The 18,947-nt window shown below is 35.6% G+C and carries 15 protein-coding genes and 1 riboswitch; of the genes, 14 read left to right on the top strand and 1 reads right to left on the bottom strand.

Translation table 11 applies throughout. The annotated features are described in order from the left end of the window. Positions 1–9 precede the first annotated feature (9 nt). On the top strand, positions 10–2,424 hold the full coding sequence (pheT, locus tag ACTJJ9_RS07005; RefSeq protein WP_440768566.1) for a phenylalanine--tRNA ligase subunit beta: 2,415 nt from the start codon (positions 10–12) through the stop codon (positions 2,422–2,424). Between the two features lie 67 nt (positions 2,425–2,491). On the opposite strand, the gene rnhC is transcribed toward pheT, so the two are convergent. Then, a complete protein-coding gene (gene rnhC, locus ACTJJ9_RS07010) occupies positions 2,492–3,430 on the bottom strand; it encodes a ribonuclease HIII (protein WP_412964674.1) in 939 nt (312 codons plus the stop codon). A 197-nt stretch (positions 3,431–3,627) separates the two neighbouring features. Between rnhC and zapA the strand changes: the two genes are divergently transcribed. The 13 genes from zapA to ACTJJ9_RS07075 all read left to right on the top strand — a co-directional run bounded on the left by zapA (position 3,628) and on the right by ACTJJ9_RS07075 (position 18,911). Further along, positions 3,628–3,885: a cell division protein ZapA gene (gene zapA, locus ACTJJ9_RS07015; protein WP_095300619.1), complete on the top strand. Its 258-nt coding sequence runs from the start codon at positions 3,628–3,630 to the stop codon at positions 3,883–3,885. Between the two features lie 9 nt (positions 3,886–3,894). Further along, positions 3,895–4,434, top strand: a complete 540-nt coding sequence (locus tag ACTJJ9_RS07020; RefSeq protein WP_095300618.1) for a CvpA family protein — start codon at positions 3,895–3,897, stop codon at positions 4,432–4,434. 138 nt (positions 4,435–4,572) lie between these two features. Next, entirely contained in the window at positions 4,573–6,288 is a 1,716-nt protein-coding gene (gene polX / locus ACTJJ9_RS07025; RefSeq protein ID WP_145584130.1) for a DNA polymerase/3'-5' exonuclease PolX, read from the top strand. A gap of 69 nt (positions 6,289–6,357) precedes the next feature. Beyond that, positions 6,358–8,721 (top strand): endonuclease MutS2, encoded by a 2,364-nt coding sequence (locus tag ACTJJ9_RS07030; RefSeq protein WP_095300617.1) that lies wholly within the window; start codon positions 6,358–6,360, stop codon positions 8,719–8,721. Between the two features lie 15 nt (positions 8,722–8,736). Continuing rightward, complete coding sequence (locus ACTJJ9_RS07035; protein ID WP_095300616.1) at positions 8,737–9,141, top strand: DUF350 domain-containing protein; 405 nt, start codon at positions 8,737–8,739, stop codon at positions 9,139–9,141. Positions 9,142–9,520: 379 nt separating this feature from the next. After that, positions 9,521–11,209: an AMP-binding protein gene (locus tag ACTJJ9_RS07040; protein ID WP_440768567.1), complete on the top strand. Its 1,689-nt coding sequence runs from the start codon at positions 9,521–9,523 to the stop codon at positions 11,207–11,209. A 236-nt stretch (positions 11,210–11,445) separates the two neighbouring features. Continuing rightward, positions 11,446–12,033: a TetR/AcrR family transcriptional regulator gene (locus ACTJJ9_RS07045; protein ID WP_440768568.1), complete on the top strand. Its 588-nt coding sequence runs from the start codon at positions 11,446–11,448 to the stop codon at positions 12,031–12,033. Between the two features lie 86 nt (positions 12,034–12,119). Next, positions 12,120–12,893 (top strand): enoyl-CoA hydratase, encoded by a 774-nt coding sequence (locus tag ACTJJ9_RS07050; RefSeq protein ID WP_095300612.1) that lies wholly within the window; start codon positions 12,120–12,122, stop codon positions 12,891–12,893. 73 nt (positions 12,894–12,966) lie between these two features. Beyond that, complete coding sequence (locus ACTJJ9_RS07055; RefSeq protein ID WP_440768569.1) at positions 12,967–13,740, top strand: electron transfer flavoprotein subunit beta/FixA family protein; 774 nt, start codon at positions 12,967–12,969, stop codon at positions 13,738–13,740. Positions 13,741–13,787: 47 nt separating this feature from the next. Next, positions 13,788–14,771: an electron transfer flavoprotein subunit alpha/FixB family protein gene (locus ACTJJ9_RS07060; protein WP_440768570.1), complete on the top strand. Its 984-nt coding sequence runs from the start codon at positions 13,788–13,790 to the stop codon at positions 14,769–14,771. A 158-nt stretch (positions 14,772–14,929) separates the two neighbouring features. Further along, positions 14,930–15,244: a thioredoxin gene (trxA, locus tag ACTJJ9_RS07065; RefSeq protein ID WP_095300609.1), complete on the top strand. Its 315-nt coding sequence runs from the start codon at positions 14,930–14,932 to the stop codon at positions 15,242–15,244. Between the two features lie 220 nt (positions 15,245–15,464). Further along, positions 15,465–17,240, top strand: coding sequence for an excinuclease ABC subunit UvrC (gene uvrC, locus ACTJJ9_RS07070; protein ID WP_440768571.1), 1,776 nt, complete (start codon positions 15,465–15,467; stop codon positions 17,238–17,240). A gap of 94 nt (positions 17,241–17,334) precedes the next feature. Beyond that, a riboswitch (Lysine riboswitch) is annotated at positions 17,335–17,515 on the top strand. Between the two features lie 166 nt (positions 17,516–17,681). Then, positions 17,682–18,911: an aspartate kinase gene (locus tag ACTJJ9_RS07075; RefSeq protein WP_440768572.1), complete on the top strand. Its 1,230-nt coding sequence runs from the start codon at positions 17,682–17,684 to the stop codon at positions 18,909–18,911. The last annotated feature ends 36 nt before the right edge of the window (positions 18,912–18,947 follow it).

Genomic DNA, 18,947 nt, shown 5'->3' on the forward strand with positions numbered 1-18,947 from the left:
GCTTTCTTCATGTTTGTTTCATATAAATGGTTATCGGAGTATGTTGATTTATCGGGCATAACACCGGAAGAATTAGCAGAAAAAATTACGAGAAGCGGTATAGAAGTAGAAGGTGTAGAGGTTTTAAACGAAGGCTTAAAGGGTGTAAAAGTTGGCTATGTTGTTGAAAAGGAACAGCATCCAGATGCAGACAAATTAAATAAATGCCAAGTTGATCTCGGAGACGGCGAAGTTGTCCAAATCATTTGTGGTGCGAAAAATGTTGATAAAGGACAAAAGGTTGCTGTTGCAACAGTTGGGGCTGTTTTACCAGGGAATTTTAAAATTAAGAAGGCAAAGCTTCGTGGAGAAGTCTCAAACGGAATGATCTGCTCGCTACAAGAGTTGGGGATTGAATCGAAGCTTGTTGCGAAGGAATATTCAGAAGGTATTTTTGTTTTTCCAAACGATGTAGAAGTTGGTGTTGATGCGCTAGAACAATTAGGCTTAGATGATGCGATTTTGGAATTAGGCTTAACACCAAACCGTTCTGACGCTTTAAGCATGCTTGGTGTAGCTCATGAAGTAGCGGCAATACTAGGTAGAGAAGTGAAATATCCTGAAATAGCTTATGAAAGTATTTCTGAAAAAGCAGAAGCAGCTGTAACTGTTCATGTTGAAGCAACAGATGATAATCCATTATATGTTGCTAAAATAATCAAAAATGTAACGATTGCTCCTTCACCATTGTGGATGCAAACCCGTTTAATGGCTGCAGGAATTCGTCCGCATAATAATGTAGTTGATATTACAAACTTTGTTTTACTTGAATATGGTCAACCATTACATGCGTTTGATTACGATAGATTCGGTTCGAAGGAAATATTAGTTCGTCGCGCACATGAAGGGGAAAAAATTGTTACATTAGATGATCAGGAAAGAACTTTATCAACTAATCATTTAGTGATAACAAATGGAAAAGAACCAGTAGCATTAGCAGGTGTTATGGGTGGTGCAAATTCAGAGGTACAATCTGATACAAAGACGGTTTTATTAGAGTCTGCGCTATTTCATGGGCAAACAATACGAACTGCTTCAAAAGATCACGGTTTGCGTAGTGAGGCAAGCGCTCGCTATGAAAAGGGAGTTGATCCGAATCGTGTGCATGCTTCGGCTGAAAGAGCAGCTGCGTTAATTGCATTGTATGCAGGGGGAGAAGTACTTGAAGGAACTGTTGAGGTTCAATCTAAATCGTTTGAACCAGCAGTCGTACAAACAACAGTGAGTAAGGTGAATCGTCTTCTAGGTATGAATATTTCTGGAGAAGAAATGAAAGATATTTTAGACAGACTCCAATTTGGTGTTGTTCTAGATAATGACACGTTAACTGTAACTGTTCCAACTCGTCGTGGAGATATTACGATTGAGGAAGATCTTGTTGAAGAGATAGCTCGTTTATATGGATATGATAACATTCCAACAACATTACCTATTGGGCAAGCTTATCCTGGTAAATTAACTGACTATCAACAAAAGCGTCGCAAGGTCCGTAGATATCTTGAAGGTACTGGTTTATATCAAGCAATTACTTATTCTCTAACGAGTGAAGAAAAAGCATTTAAGTATGCATTAGAACAATCGGAATTAATCAAATTAGCTCTTCCGATGAGTGAGGAGCGTAGTGTTCTTCGCTTAAGCTTACTGCCTCATTTATTAGATGCATTAAAGTATAATCTTGCTAGACAAATTGACCAAGTCGCATTATTTGAAATAGGTTCTGTTTTCCTTTCGCAAGGGACAGCAAAACAACCACTTGAAAAAGAAAGATTAGCAGGTGCGATAACAGGACTATGGCATTCACATTTGTGGCAAGCAGAGAAAAAGCCTGTTGATTTTTATGTAATAAAAGGTATTATTGAAGGTTTATTTGATGTATTAGGATTAACTACTCAAATTCAATTTAAACAGGTGAAACGTGAAGGGATGCACCCTGGGCGTACAGCGGAAATTTTACTAGCTGGAAAATTTATTGGATTTATCGGACAGGTTCATCCAACTGTTCAAAAGGAAATGGATTTAACAGAAACATATGTGTTTGAGTTATCTTTAGTTGATTTATTAAACTACAATGTGGAAGAGACTCAGTTTGAAGTGATTCCAAGATATCCATCTATAACAAGAGATATTGCATTAGTAGTTAATAAAGATACAGTTGCTGGGGATATTGAACAGGCGATTACAGAAGCCGGTGGTAAAATGCTCAAGGAAGTTGTCGTTTTTGACCTTTATGAAGGTGACAAACTTGAAGAAGGAAAGAAATCAGTGGCATTTTCTCTTCGCTATTTTGATCCAGAACGTACACTTACAGATGAAGATGTAACGAAAGCTCATAATAAAGTATTAAAAGCGGTTGAAGAGAAGTTTGGTGCAACATTAAGAGGGTAATCAGAAATAAAACAAGAGGTTATCGCATGAGGATCTACTCCTTTTGTGATAACCTCTTTTTATCAATTCACATCTTGGCCAATTTTTTTGCTTTCTCCGTATTGGCAAAGTGTTTCTTAGTGATAGATTCTAAAAATTGTTGGCCATTTTTCTTTAAAATCTTTGCAGCAGCTAAATCAACCTGTGAGCCGGCACCTTTTGGGATAGAAATTCCCGCCATTTTAGACAATCGCTCAAATTCCTTGAGAAAAGAATATCTTGCAATAATGGAAGCAGCAGCAACTGCTAAATGAACACCCTCTGCTTTAGTTGAAAAATAGATATTTTCTTTGCTGATATGTTTTCCTTTTAAATAATTGAAATACACCCCAGGTTCAGCAAACTGGTCGATTAAAATACCATCAGGTTTTTCAGGTGATATTTTCTCAAGTAAATGATTTATCGCTTGATTGTGCAATAATGCTTTCATCTTACCTTGTGACATTCCCTGCTCTTGTAAATGGTTGTATTTCTCGTTATGTAGAATTAACAAGCTGTAGGGGATAGAATGAATTAAATCCTTAGCAATCCCAACAATCTGTGGATCCTTTAAATTTTTTGAATCTCTTACTCCGAGCTCTTTTAATAAAGGAATTTGCTCCTTTTTTACATAAGCGGCAACTACAGTAATTGGTCCAAAGAAATCACCAGTCCCTACTTCGTCTGATCCGATAATCGATTGGTTGAAAATATTGCTAGGTGGCTGATATTTAGCTGGGGTTTTGCTAAGATTTGGCGCAGATATCTTTTCCTTTTTTTCTAATTGCTCTCCCCATTTGGCACTTTCAACCTCAGCATTTTTTCCTTGAAATAATACTTTTCCGGATTTGTAAGCAGTTAACGTACAGCCATTAACTTTTGCTGAAAAAATGGCCCCTTGTGGTGTTTTATCAGTTTTATTTGTAGAATAGTGAGTTTCCATTTGCTTAATTATTGAGCTATTAACTTGTATTACTGATTGGGCCATACATTATAACATCCTTTCACATTATAGCTTAACCATTTCATGTCATATAGGTAGTTTCACCTGTTTTTTCCATATTGTTATGTAGATAACTTTATAATCCGATTATCCTCGTAGGCTCCTTATCTGATTTTCTTTCCATAACGTTAAGACTCATGGTATGATAAGGAATAGGATTTGCAGAAATGGAGGATTTATCGTTGTCAAATCGCCCAAAATCGAAAACGACAGTAGATATATATGGTCAACAATATTCAATAATCGGTTCTGAAAGCACAAGCCATATTAGAGCCGTTGCTTCTATAGTAGATGATAAAATGAGAGAGATAAATAGTATGAACCCTTCTCTTGATATAAATAAACTAGCCGTCTTAACAGCCGTAAATGTTGTCCACGAATATTTAAAGTTAAAAGAAGATTATGAAAAGCTAGAGAAACAATTATTAGAAAAGGATTGAAGCTAAGAAATGCTTGATTTAGTATTATTAATTATTTTTATATTTGGGATACTGGTCGGCTTAAAACGCGGTTTTATCCTTCAATTTGTTCACCTAACAGGATTTATTGTAGCATATATTGTAGCATATCAATATTTTGATGACTTTGCACCAAAATTAAAGCTGTGGGTCCCTTATCCCATGTCAAATGATGGTCCAGTTATTCTTTCCTTATTAAATGGTGAAGATTTAGAGGGTGCTTATTATCGTGCAGTTGCCTTTGTGATCTTATTTATTGGAACAAAAATCGTTATGCAAATTATCGGTTCAATGTTGGACTTTGTTGCATTATTACCAATATTAAAGCAATTAAATCGTTGGGCTGGGTCAATATTAGGCTTTTTGGAATCATATTTAGTTGTTTTTATTTTACTATTTATCGGTGCACTCCTTCCAGTCGAACAACTTCAGCAATTATTAGATCATTCGATACTTGCAGACCTTATTGTCAATCATACACCTTATTTTTCAGATAAGGTAAATGAGCTTTGGATACAGTATATGTCATAAACTTCTCTCAAATGGGAAGTTTTTTTGTCGTGATTTATTTCTTTAATTGAAATTTGAAGGAAATTTAATAATACATGTATTTATTGTACTTTTTCTCTGTTTATTAGTATCATTTTTATCGAGGTGAAAAGAGTGGATATTCATAAAAAAGATGTTATTCGTTTATTAGAAAAAATTGCAGTTTTAATGGAACTTAAAGGAGAAAATCCGTTCAAAATATCAGCTTTTAGAAAAGCAGCAAATGCTCTTGAAGCAGATGATCGCAGCCTTGCTCTTATCGATGATTACACAACGATATCGGGAATTGGTAAAGGAACTTCTGCTGTAATAAAGGAATATATAGAAACAGGAAAATCTGAAGTATTGAGACAATTAGAGGAAGAGGTTCCACAAGGACTACTTCCGATGTTAAAGCTCCAAGGATTAGGTGGCAAGAAAATTGCTAAGCTGTATAAAGAGTTGCAAATCGATAGCATTGAAGCGCTAAAGCAAGCGTGTATTGATAATAAAATCCAGTCATTAGCAGGCTTTGGGAAAAAATCGGAGGAGAAAATTTTAGCAGCTATTGAAGAGCTTGGTAATCGTCCTGATCGTTTACCGCTTGCATTTATGCTTCCAATTGCAAATGAAATTGAAGATTATTTGCGAAAATGTGAAGGGATTGAAAGTTTTTCTCGTGCTGGTAGTCTTCGTAGAATGAGAGAAACGGTGAAGGATTTGGACTTTATTATTGCAACAAATGATCCAGAAAAGGTCCGTCAACAATTATTAGAAACTCCAAAGCTATCTGATGTAATAGCAAGCGGTGATACGAAGATCTCAATTCAGCTTAATTACGATTATGAGGTGAGCGTAGATTTTCGACTTGTTAAACCGACTGAATTTGCAACAACCTTACATCACTTTACAGGTTCAAAGGATCATAACGTAAGAATGAGGCAGCTCGCAAAAGAGCGTGGTGAAAAAATAAGCGAATATGGTGTTGAAAATATTGAAACAGGAGAAATAAAAACTTTTGAAACCGAAGCAGACTTTTATTCGTATTTTAGTTTGCCGCATTTTTCTCCGGAAATAAGAGAGGATGGAACAGAGGTTGATACATTTCACCATGAAAATAAACTGATACAGCTAGAAGATATAAAGGGCGATTTGCATATGCATACGACTTGGAGTGATGGTGCATATACGATTAAAGAAATGGTAGAAGCTTGTCGTGAAAAGGGATATCGCTATATGGCAATTACAGACCATTCTCAATATTTGAAGGTAGCAAATGGGTTAACACCTGAACGTTTACGGGCACAACGAGATGAAATTCGAGAATTAAATAAACAATATGATGATATTACGATATTAGCTGGAGTGGAAATGGATATATTACCTGATGGTTCACTTGATTATGATGATGAACTTTTAAGTGAAATGGATATCGTTATTGCTTCAATTCATTCGAGTTTTTCACAATCTCGGGATGTTATTATGAGTCGATTGAAAGCAGCGCTTAATAATCACCATGTAGATATTATTGCACATCCTACCGGTCGGTTAATTGGTAGAAGAAATGGTTATGATGTCGATATTGATATGTTAATTGAATTGGCAAAGGAAACAGATACTGCTTTGGAATTAAACGCGAATCCTCACCGATTGGACTTAAATGCAGAACATTTAAAGAAAGCACAGGCAGCAGGTGTTAAACTTGTTATTAATACAGATGCTCATAATAAAGAAATGTTGATGGATATGGCAATCGGAGTTTCAACAGCTAAAAAGGGCTGGGTCGAGAAAGATAATGTTATCAATGCGTGGGATTTAGACAAGCTCTCTACATTTTTACAGCGTCATAATCGATAAATTTAAAGAAAAGGGCCAACTGAAACGCTAATTAGTGCAGCGCTTTCGTATATTAGGAGGTTTTCCACTTTGCAAGAAAAAGTATTACATGTATTAGAATTTGATAAAGTAAAAGAACAACTTATCAAACATACATCTTCTTCATTAGGAAAGGAAAAAGTAAAATCATTATTTCCTTCAAGTCAATTTGAAGAAGTTGTTAAACTTCAAGAACAAACTGATGAAGCCGCTAAGGTATTACGTTTAAAGGGAAATATTCCACTTGGCGGTTTAGTTGATGTTAGACAAACAGTAAAGCGTGCTAAAATAGGTGGGTTATTAAGTGCAACAGAATTAAATGAAGTATCTGGCACCTTATATGCAACGAAAAATATGAAACGTTTTATTGAAAAAATGGTAGAGGAGGGGATTGAATTACATCATCTACCAGAATTAGCTGAAAAAATGGTTGTATTGCAGGAATTAGAACGAAATATTACGCAATGTATCGATGACAATGGTACAGTTCTAGACAATGCAAGTGAAACATTAAAAGGAATCCGACAACAGCTGAGAACAACAGAAGCAAGAGTTAGGGACAAGTTAGAGTCGATGATTCGTTCTTCTTCAGCAACAAAAATGCTTTCAGATGCAATTATTACAATTCGAAATGACCGATTTGTTTTACCAGTTAAACAAGAATATCGTGCTTCATATGGTGGAATCGTTCATGATCAATCGAGCTCAGGCGCGACGCTTTTTATTGAGCCTCAGGTAATCGTTGATTTAAACAATACACTTCAACAAGTAAAAGCGAAAGAAAAGATCGAGATAGAGAGAATTTTAAGAATGCTGTCTGACCAGGTTGCTGAGAATAGTGAGGATATTCTCCAAAATGTATACTGCCTAGGCGAAATGGATTTCATGTTTACAAAGGCGCGTTATGCGAAGGAAATTAAAGGGATTAAACCAAGCATAAATAACGATGGGATAATACGGATGTATAAAGCGAGACATCCTCTTTTACCAATTGATGAGGTAGTCCCAAACGATATAGAGCTTGGTACAGACTTTACAACAATCGTTATAACTGGGCCTAATACAGGTGGGAAAACAGTAGCATTAAAGACATTAGGATTGTGTACGTTAATGGCACAAGCGGGACTACAAATTCCTGCCTTAGAGGAATCTGAAATGGCAGTATTTCATGCTGTTTATGCAGATATAGGCGATGAGCAATCAATTGAACAAAGTTTAAGTACGTTTTCGTCCCATATGGTTAATATTGTTGACATACTCGATAAAGTGGATCATAAAAGCTTAGTGCTTTTCGATGAGTTAGGGGCAGGAACAGATCCTCAAGAGGGAGCAGCACTTGCAATTTCGATTCTCGATGAAGTTTATAATCGGGGGGCAAGAGTTGTTGCGACTACTCATTATCCAGAGCTTAAGGCATATGGATATAATCGTAGCGGTGTAATTAATGCAAGTGTTGAATTTGATATAACAACTTTAAGTCCAACATATAAATTATTAATCGGAGTTCCTGGACGAAGCAATGCATTTGAAATATCAAAAAGATTAGGACTTCAAGAACGAGTCATTAAGATGGCAAAATCGCAAATGACTGATGAACGAAACGAGGTCGACACGATGATTGCCTCGTTAGAAACAAGTAAAAAATCGGCAGAGCAAGAAATGATCGAAGCGGAAAAAATCCGTAAAGAAGCTGAGAAGCTGCATAAGGAGTTACAGCAGCAAATTATTGCTTTTAATGAACAAAGAGATACTTTATTTGAAAAGGCCGAACGTGAGGCAGAGCAAAAACTTGAGGCTGCAAGAAAAGAAGCTGAGGCTATTATTCAAGAATTAAGAAGTATGAGAAAACAGCAGCATGCACAAATAAAAGAACATGAGCTTATTGATGCTAGAAAACGTCTAGAAGGGGCAGTCCCTGTTTTTGAAAAGAGTAAGAAGGCTGAGAAAAAAGAAGCAACAAAGCAACATAGCTTTTTACCAGGTGACGAAGTTAAGGTCATTAGCTTTGATCAAAAGGGTCATTTAATTGAAAAGGTTAGTGACAATGAATGGCAAGTACAAATGGGGATTATGAAAATGAAGGTAAAAGAAAAAGACCTTCTCTATATAAAACGGGCTAAACAAGAAGTCCAAGAAAAACCATTAGCTACTGTTAAAGGGAAGGATTATCATGTCTCTTTAGAATTAGATTTGCGTGGGGAGCGCTATGAAAATGCCTTATTAAAGGTTGAAAAATACTTGGATGATGCTGTGCTAGCTGGGTACCCAAGAGTATCAATTATACATGGTAAAGGAACAGGAGCGCTAAGAACAGGTGTAAAGGAATTGCTGAAAAACCATCGAAGTGTAAAAAGCACACGCTATGGAGAAGCAGGAGAAGGCGGAAATGGTGTAACGATTGTCGAACTCAAATAGTGGGGAGAAGGTAAGATGAGTAATTTTTGGGAAAATGAACTAGTTGAAACAGCTGCCTATTATAGTGTTGTTGTACTGTGTATTATCGTATTTTTAGCTGTTTTTGAACTTGTGACATCTTATAAAAATTGGGAAGAAATTCAAAATGGGAATTTTGCTGTAGCGATGGCAACAGGTGGGAAAATCTTTGGGATTGCTAATATATTTAGATTTTCCATTGAACAACATGATAGTCTATTACAAATGATCGGGTCTGGTTGCTTTGGCTTTCTCCTATTGTTATTAGGATATTTTATCTTTGAATTTATGACGCCTAAATTTAATATCGATAAAGAGATTAAAAATGACAATCGTGCGGTTGGATTTGTTTCACTCGTGATATCCGTTGGGCTTTCATTTGTCATTGGAGCGGGGATATAAGGAGATAGGGAAATGGAAACATTAGCGAAGGTTATGTTTGTAATAAGTGGATTATTTATTATCATTGGGATTATTTATTTAGTATTTTTCTAAAATCAAAAAAATATAGATGATTTTGGCTTGACATCAAGTATGTCAGGCCTTTTTCGTTATGTCTAAATTTATCTGCTGCTATTTCAGCATTTTTAATATTTCTGAAAATAAAAAAGTCTGCTATACTTTTTATATGAAGGTAGGGGGAAAAGCGATTAACCCAAAAATGACTTAAAAATATGACAACAATATACACATTATAGTCTCCTATCCATCTGCATGATACTAAAATAATAGTTATCAGTTAGTTGGTTTCGATTTCGAACAACGTAAAGGAGGAGATAAGATGGAAAGCCAAAAGCCATGGTTACAACATTACCCAAACGATATCCCTCATCATATAAATATTGATGAAAAGCCACTCTTTTATTATTTACAACAGACCGCTAAAGAATTTCCAACGAAAACTGCTATCCACTTCTTAGGGAAAGAATTATCTTACACTGAGCTTTATATTCAATCATTGAAATTAGCAAATTATTTGCAGTCAATTGGATTACAAAAAGGTGACAGAGTTTCCATTATGCTACCTAATTGCCCTCAGGCTGTCATCGCGTATTATGGAACAATCCTGTGTGGCGGAATAGTTGTCCAGACGAATCCGCTTTATATGGAACGAGAGCTAGAATATCAATTAAAGGATAGTGGCTCAACATATATCATTACGCTTGATTTATTATATCCTAGGGTTTCCAAAATGAAAGCGTTAACAAATCTGAAGCATATCATTGTTACAGGTATTAAGGATTATTTGCCATTCCCAAAAAATTTGCTCTATCCACTTGTACAAAAGAAAGAAAAGCAAGTAGTAGTAAAAGTTGAACATCAAGGAGATACACATTTATTCAAAAAAATTATGCTCACAGCATTACCTAATGTTACAATTCCGGACATTAATCCAAAGGAGGATATAGCGATCCTCCAATATACAGGGGGAACTACAGGTTTTCCAAAGGGTGTCATGCTTACACATGAAAATCTTGTTGCAAATACACAAATGTGTGCTGCTTGGATGTATAAATGTAAAAAAGGAGAAGAGTCTGTATTAGGGATTATTCCATTTTTTCATGTATATGGGATGACAGCAGTTATGAACCTATCCATCATGCAAGCATTTAAAATGATTCTACTGCCGAAGTTTGATCCGACCGATACGTTAAAAACAATCCAAAAATTAAAGCCAACCCTTTTTCCAGGTGCACCAACGATTTATATTTCTTTATTAAATCATCCTGAATTAAAAGAATATGATCTATCATCAATTGATGGCTGTATTAGCGGATCTGCGGCATTGCCTGTAGAAATTCAGGAGCAATTTGAGGAAATTACAGGAGGAAGACTTGTAGAAGGTTACGGTTTATCAGAAGCTTCACCAGTTACTCATGCGAATTTTTTATGGAGTAATAGAAAAACGGGAAGTATCGGTGTGCCGTGGCCGAGTACAGATGCAATGATTATTTCGTATGAATCAGGTGGGAGAGCAGAACCTAATGAGCTTGGAGAATTACTTGTAAAAGGACCGCAAGTAATGAAGGGGTATTGGAATCGAATTGAGGAAACTGAAGCAGCTATAAGAGATGGCTGGCTATATACTGGTGATATTGGCTATATGGATGAGGATGGTTATTTTTATATTGTAGACAGGAAGAAGGATATGATTATTGCAAGTGGATATAATATTTATCCTCGGGAAATTGAAGAAGTGTTATATGAACATGATAAGGTCCAAGAGGTAGTTGTAGCTGGAATTCCAGATCCTTATCGGGGAGAGACTGTAAAAGCATACATTGTTTTAAAAGAAGGGGTAACAGCAACTGCTGAAGAGTTTAACGAATATGCAAGAAAACATTTGGCAGCATATAAAGTACCGCATATTTATGAATTTAGAAATGAACTACCAAAAACAGCGGTCGGAAAAATATTAAGACGTGCTCTTATTGAGGAAGAAAAAGAAAAACTAAAAAACGCAAATTGAATGAAACGATGACTGTTGCATTGCATTTTTAAATGTGGAATAGGGGACGAAGTGTCTTCTATTCCTACTTTTCAATTACTTTATGAGATAAATAATCAAAGATACTTGACAGAAATGGACTTGAAAAACTAATATTAACTTATGAATGATTACTCATTCATTTTACGAAACCTAAGTAGAAATTATTGGAAAAAATATTAGAATTTGTCATTGCATGAAAAAAGGGGAGTATTACGTTGAAACAGAAAAAACCTAAATATAAACAAATAATCGATGCAGCGGTTATTGTGATAGCGGAAAATGGCTATCATCAAGCACAGGTTTCTAAAATAGCAAAGCAAGCAGGAGTAGCCGATGGAACAATCTACTTGTATTTTAAGAACAAGGAGGATATCCTCGTTTCGCTTTTCCAAGAAAAAATGGGAGAATTTATTGAAAAAATAGAGGTTGAAATAAAATCCGCTGAGACAGCAGCAGAAAAACTTTATAAACTTATAAAAACACACTTCTCATTATTAGCAGCAGATCATCATTTAGCAATTGTGACACAACTCGAGCTTAGACAATCTAATAAGGAATTAAGACTTAGAATTAACGAGGTACTTAAAGGCTATTTAAATGTTGTCGATAAAATTATCCGCACAGGTATCGAAACTGGTGAATTTAGAGATGAAATTGATCCTAGATTAGCAAGGCAAATGATCTTCGGTACAATCGATGAAATCGTTACGACCTGGGTTATGAATGAGCAAAAATATCCTTTATCAGAACAAACGCAAAAGGTTCATCAATTACTTATAAACGGTTTTGCCAAATCAAATTAACGATTAGCGGTCTTAATCTATGTACATTTCTTTTTCTTCCCGTCATACATTAGGTTATAGACTAGCCGATTTAGATGGAGGGTATCATGAATTACTTAAACCTAAAGAAAAATGAAAACATGGCAATGATTGAAATCAATCATCAGCCAGCAAATGCTTTGTCATCAGATGTTTTAAAGGAATTATCAATTCTCATTGACGAGCTTGAACATGATAATGAAGTTAGGGTAGTAGTACTTCATGGCAAAGGAAAATTTTTTTCAGCAGGAGCAGATATTAAAGAATTTGTACAATTATCCTCTGAGGGTAACTTTTCGAGATTGTCAAAAAATGGGCAAAGTGTTTTTAAGAAGATTGAATCGTTGCAAAAGCCAGTCATAGCTGCAATACACGGTGCTGCATTAGGTGGAGGGCTTGAGTTAGCGATGGCATGTCATCTTCGACTTGTCTCAAATGATGCAAAATTGGGACTTCCAGAATTACAGCTCGGGATTATTCCGGGATTTGGCGGTACTCAGAGGCTTCCAAAATATATTGGGAATGGACGGGCATTAGAAATGATGCTAACTAGTGAGCCTATTACCGGTGAAGAAGCAGTAAGGCTCGGATTAGCAAATCACTCTTATCCTGAGGAAATTCTTTTGAATGAAGCGAAACGTTTAGCTGCTAAATTTGCAGCAAAAAGTCCAAAAACAGTTCGTGCAGTTCTCTCACTTCTTAATGAAGATAAAATAAAATCAGATCAAGAAGGTTATGAAAAAGAAGCAATTTCTTTTGGAGAGGTATTTGGTAGTTCTGATGCAAAAGAAGGAATATCAGCTTTTATTGAGAAAAGAGAACCGAAATTTACAGGGGAATAAATGATGTAACCAAGTGCTTGGAGAATGGTAAGTAAAGCTTAAGGTTTACAATTAAACAATGGGGGAATGGGTAATGAATATATTCGTACTGATGAAAAGAACATTTGATACAGAAGAAAAGATCGTTTTACAGAATGGTCAAATCGTTGAAGATGATGCTGAATTTATTATTAACCCATATGATGAATACGCAATAGAGGAAGCGCTAAAATTACGGGATAACCATGGTGGAGAGGTAACGGTTATAACGATTGGAAATGATGAATCTGAAAAACAATTACGTACCGCATTAGCAATGGGCTGTGACAAGGCAGTGCTGATAAATATCGAGGATGATATCGAAGCGTGTGATGCTTATACGACATCTCGAATACTTGCAGAGTACTTTAACGATGTTGAGTTTGATATTATTTTGGGAGGTAATGTTGCGATTGATGGTGGGTCTGGTCAGGTAGGACCACGTTTAGCGGAATTATTAACGATTCCATATGTGACAACAATTACGAAGCTTGAAGTTAGTGGAAATACTGCAACGATTGTAAGAGACGTAGAAGGGGATTCGGAGGTTATTGAAACGACATTACCGTTATTAGTAACTGCACAACAAGGGTTAAATGAGCCGAGGTATCCATCTTTACCTGGGATTATGAAAGCTAAAAAGAAGCCTTTAGATGAGCTTGAAATAGACGATTTAAATCTCGATGAAGATGAGGTTGCAGCAAAGACAAAAACGATTGAGATATATTTACCGGCTAAAAGGGAGGCAGGAAGAATACTTGAAGGGGAATTAAATGAACAAGTTTCTGAATTAATTTCACTTCTTCATAACGAAGCAAAAGTTATTTAACAGGGATTAACAGTTTACGGGATAAACATGAATAGGGGGAATAATGAATGGCGAGAAAAATTCTTGTTTTGGCAGAGACACGTGAACAGGTATTGCGTAATGTTTCTTATGAGGTCATCGCTGCGGGGAAGGAGATTTCAGAAGGTGGAGAGGTTGTTAGTGTTTTAATTGGAGAAAACATTTCATCATTAGCAAGTGAGTTAATTCATTATGGAGCAGATCGTGTCGTAACAGTTGAAGATGCAAAATTATCTACTTATACTCCAGATGGTTATGCACAAGCTTTATTAGCAACAATAAAGGAGGAAAATCCGGAAGCAATAATTATAGGTCATACAGCTTTAGGTAAGGATTTATCACCAAAAATTGCTGCAAAGCTACAATTAGGATTAATTTCTGATGTAACTGCGATTGAAATAACAGGTGGAAATGTTATTTTTTCAAGACCGATTTATTCAGGTAAAGCCTTTGAAAAGCAAATTATAACAGATGGGCTTATCTTTGCGACAATCCGCCCAAATAATATTAATCCGTTACGTAAAGATGATACAAGGACAGGTGAAACTCATTCACTATCGGTAGAAATTAAAGATTTACGGACAATTGTAAAAGAGGTTGTTCGAAAAGCAACTGAAAGTGTTGATTTATCGGAAGCAAAAGTGATTATCGCTGGTGGTCGAGGAGTGAAAAGTGAAGAAGGATTTGAACCACTTAAAGAATTGGCTCATGTCCTTGGCGGTGCTGTAGGTGCATCGCGTGGGGCATGTGATGCTAATTATTGTGACTATTCATTGCAGATAGGTCAAACAGGGAAGGTTGTGACGCCTGATCTGTATATTGCTTGTGGAATTTCCGGGGCAATACAACATTTAGCTGGAATGTCAAATTCAAAAGTTATTGTCGCAATCAATAAAGATCCAGAGGCAAATATTTTTAATGTGGCTGATTATGGAATTGTTGGTGATTTATTTGAGGTTGTCCCATTATTAACGGAAGAAATTAAGGCGTTAAAGCTAAATGTAAATAGTTAAAAAACTCTATAATCAATTAAAAAACTAATAATGATGAAATTCATGTTTTGAACAGGAAACATAGGGGAAAATAGATTTGAAGCAAAATAATAGCTAACTTTTAAAGTCGATGCTATACTTTAATCATATTTACCCCACAATTTTTAGGAGGAATTACAATGGCAATAACACATGTTACAGATGAAACATTTACAAATGAAACAAGCGAAGGTGTTGTACTAGTTGATTTTTGGGCACCATGGTGCGGACCTTGTAAAATGATTGCTCCAGTATTAGAAGAGCTCGATTCTGATATGGGAGATAAAGTGAAAATTGTAAAAGTTGATGTTGACGAAAACCAAGAAACAGCTGGTAAATACGGTGTAATGAGTATTCCAACACTACTTGTCTTAAAAGATGGAGAAGTTGTTGATAAAGCTGTTGGCTATCAACCAAAAGAAGCATTGGCTGATGTTTTAAATAAACATGTTTAAAAAAATTGGATTGACATTTGTCAGTCCTTTTTTTAATCTGCTTAAAGGAAAACTTTGCATTGATTACGTATAGTTAACATAGCTGAAATGAGCGAAATCTGATACGATAAAGAGGTGTTTTGTTTTTTGTTATGGACTGTAATCCGCCAATATAATTTTATCGAATACGATTATGTTTGCGGATTAACGTCTATAAAATTTGAAAAAAGGAGTGTTTGCTATGATTGATCATATAAAGGAAAAGCTTGCACTTCTTCCTGATCAACCAGGATGCTATATCATGAAAGATCGCCAAGGTACGGTCATTTATGTAGGGAAGGCAAAAGTATTAAAAAATCGTGTTCGTTCGTATTTTACAGGATCACATGACGGAAAAACACTTCGTTTAGTGAATGAGATTGTTGATTTTGAATACATTGTAACGTCCTCGAATATAGAAGCATTAATTTTAGAATTGAATCTTATAAAAAAATATGATCCAAAATATAATGTAATGCTAAAGGATGACAAAACATATCCGTTTATTAAAATAACAAATGAACGTCATCCTCGATTAATTGCAACGAGACAAGTAAAAAAGGATAAAGGAAAGTACTTTGGTCCTTATCCAAATGTACAGTCAGCGAGAGAAACTATTAAATTATTGGACCGATTATACCCTCTTCGTAAATGTTCAACAATGCCTGATCGGGTATGTCTATATTATCATATGGGTCAATGCCTAGCTCCATGTGTAAATGATATATCAGAAGAAACGAATCGAGAAATGGTTGAGGAAATTACTAAATTTTTAAATGGTGGATATAAAAAGATAAAAGAAGAGCTCCAAGAGAAAATGACTACGGCTGCAGAGCAATTAGAATTTGAACGTGCACAGGAGTATCGAGATCAAATTATTCACATTGAAGCGACGATGGAAAAACAAAAAATGACAATGAATGATTTTGTTGATAGAGATGTCTTTGGGTATGCTTATGATAAAGGATGGATGTGTGTCCAAGTATTTTTTATTAGACAAGGGAAATTAATTGAACGCGATGTGTCAATGTTTCCAATTTATGATAGCCCAGAACAAGAATTTCTAACCTTTATTGGACAATTTTATTCAAAAGCAAATCATTTTTTACCAAAAGAGATTTTACTACCTGATAGTGTTGAAATTAAATTAGTTGAACAGCTGTTAGATGTATCAGCTCTTCAGCCAAAACGCGGTAAAAAGAAGGATTTAATATTACTTGCGCACAAAAATGCGAAGATTGCCTTGCAGGAAAAGTTTTCACTTATTGAAAGAGATGAGGAACGTACTATTAAAGCTGTTGAAAACCTTGGAGATAAACTAGGTATCCATACTCCTCATCGAATAGAGGCGTTTGATAATTCAAATATTCAAGGAACAGATCCAGTATCGGCGATGGTAGTATTTGAAGATGGTAAGCCTGCAAAAAAATATTATCGTAAGTATAAAATCAAAGGTGTAAAAGGACCTGATGATTATGAATCAATGAGAGAGGTTGTACGACGTAGATATAGTCGTGTATTAAAGGAGGATTTACCACTTCCAGATTTAATTATTATAGATGGTGGTAAAGGGCATTTAGCTGCAGCACAGGATGTCCTAGAAAATGAGTTAGGTCTAGACATTCCAATCGCAGGTCTTGTGAAGGATGATAAACATAGAACTTCAGAACTAATAATCGGCTCACCTCCTGAATTTATTCCCCTTAATAGGAACAGTCAAGAATTTTATTTATTGCAAAGAATTCAAGACGAGGTTCATCGGTTTGCGATTACCTTTCATAGACAGCTCCGCGGGAAAAGTGCCTTTCAATCCATTTTGGATGATATTCCTGGTGTCGGTGCACAGCGGAAAAAAATGTTGCTTAAGCATTTTGGATCATTGAAAAAGATGAAAGAAGCAGATGTTGAACAATTCAAAGAAGCTGGGATGCCTGAGAATATTGCAAAGCAAATCTTTGAGCATTTGAGTGACAAATAGATTGAAGTTTTTGTGGTATTGTTAAAGTGCTTGCACTTTTCATTAAAGTTTGATAATCTTGTTAGTAATTTCATAGTATGATCGTTATTTATTGAATGAAGGTAGAGGTGCGAAATTCAAGAGTAGCCTGTTTGAGGAGGATGGTCTCCAATGAAAGCTGGTGAAAGGGAATTTTGCCGAAGCTGTTATAGTACCATTGCTATAATGGCTGGTTTTACATTTAACAGATGTAAAACTGTCAAGAAAATGTAATTTCTTGGAGAGCTATCTCATTGTGAAAGCGAAGTTTATTATTTTCGTTTTGTATAGCAATGGGATATTAATATCTCATTGCTTTTTTTGTTGCTTTTTTAGAAAATGAGTAAACGGTTAGTAGTAGCTTTTATGCCTTCTATCATACATGACTGAACATTAGAATAATCAATGAAGGGTGAGATTGTGTTGGGAATCATTGTCCAAAAATTCGGTGGAACATCTGTTGGATCTGCTGAAAGAATAATGCATGTTGCTAATCGTGTAATTCAAGAAAAACAAAGAGGAAATCAAGTGGTTGTTGTTGTATCTGCGATGGGAAAGTCAACAGATCAATTAGTTGATTTAGCAGGGAAAATAACATCAAAACCAAGTAAAAGAGAATTGGATATGCTCCTTACGACAGGAGAACAAGTAACGATATCCCTTCTAGCATTAGCCTTAATGGAAAAGGGATATGAGGCAATTTCTTATACTGGATGGCAGGCAGGTATTGAAACAGAAGAACAGCATGGGAATGCAAGAATTACAAATATTAATCCGGAAAAAATAAAAACAGAATTAGATAGAGGAAAAATCGTTGTTGTCGCTGGATTTCAAGGAGCCACAAAGGATGGCCAGATTACGACGCTTGGAAGAGGTGGTTCTGATACAACCGCAGTTGCTTTAGCTGCTGCTTTAGAAGCAGATAAATGTGATATTTATACGGATGTAACAGGTGTATTTACTACTGACCCTAGAGTAGTGAAAAATGCACGGAAATTAGCGGCAATTTCATACGATGAAATGTTAGAGTTAGCTAATTTAGGTGCAGGTGTACTTCATCCACGTGCAGTAGAATTTGCAAAGAATTATAAAATACCTTTAGAAGTACGTTCAAGTATGGAAGATGAAAGAGGAACAATTGTTGAGGAGGAAACGAGTATGGAGGAAAACTTAATCGTAAAAGGAATTGCATTTGAGGATCAGGTAACAAGAGTATCGGTTATAGGACTTCCAAATGAATTAACGACACTTTCTACAATTTTTTCAACGTTGGCAAGTCATGGTTTAAATGTTGATATTATTATTCAGAGCACAACGAATGATAAAAAAACAATCATCTCCTTTTCAATAAAAACAAGTGATCTTGACGAGACGATTTCAATTCTTGAGCAAGAAAAGAGCAGTTTGAAATATGAAAAAATTGAATCTGAATCCAATCTTGCAAAAGTCTCAATTGTAGGATCAGGTATGGTGTCAAATCCAGGAGTTGCTGCTCGGATGTTTTCAGTATTAGCTGATAATGGAATTGATGTAAAAATGGTTAGTACCTCTGAAATTAAAGTATCAACTGTCATTTCAGGTGAACAAATGGTTACAGCAGTAGATGCTCTACATAGTACGTTTGAGCTTTCGAAAGAAGCTTCACAAGTATAAAAAGAAAGAATAGGGTCTATCAATGGATAGACCCTT

The sequence above is a fragment of the Metabacillus sp. 22489 genome (genome assembly GCF_052044855.1).
In the GTDB taxonomy this organism is placed as follows: Bacteria; Bacillota; Bacilli; order Bacillales; family Bacillaceae; genus Metabacillus; species Metabacillus niabensis.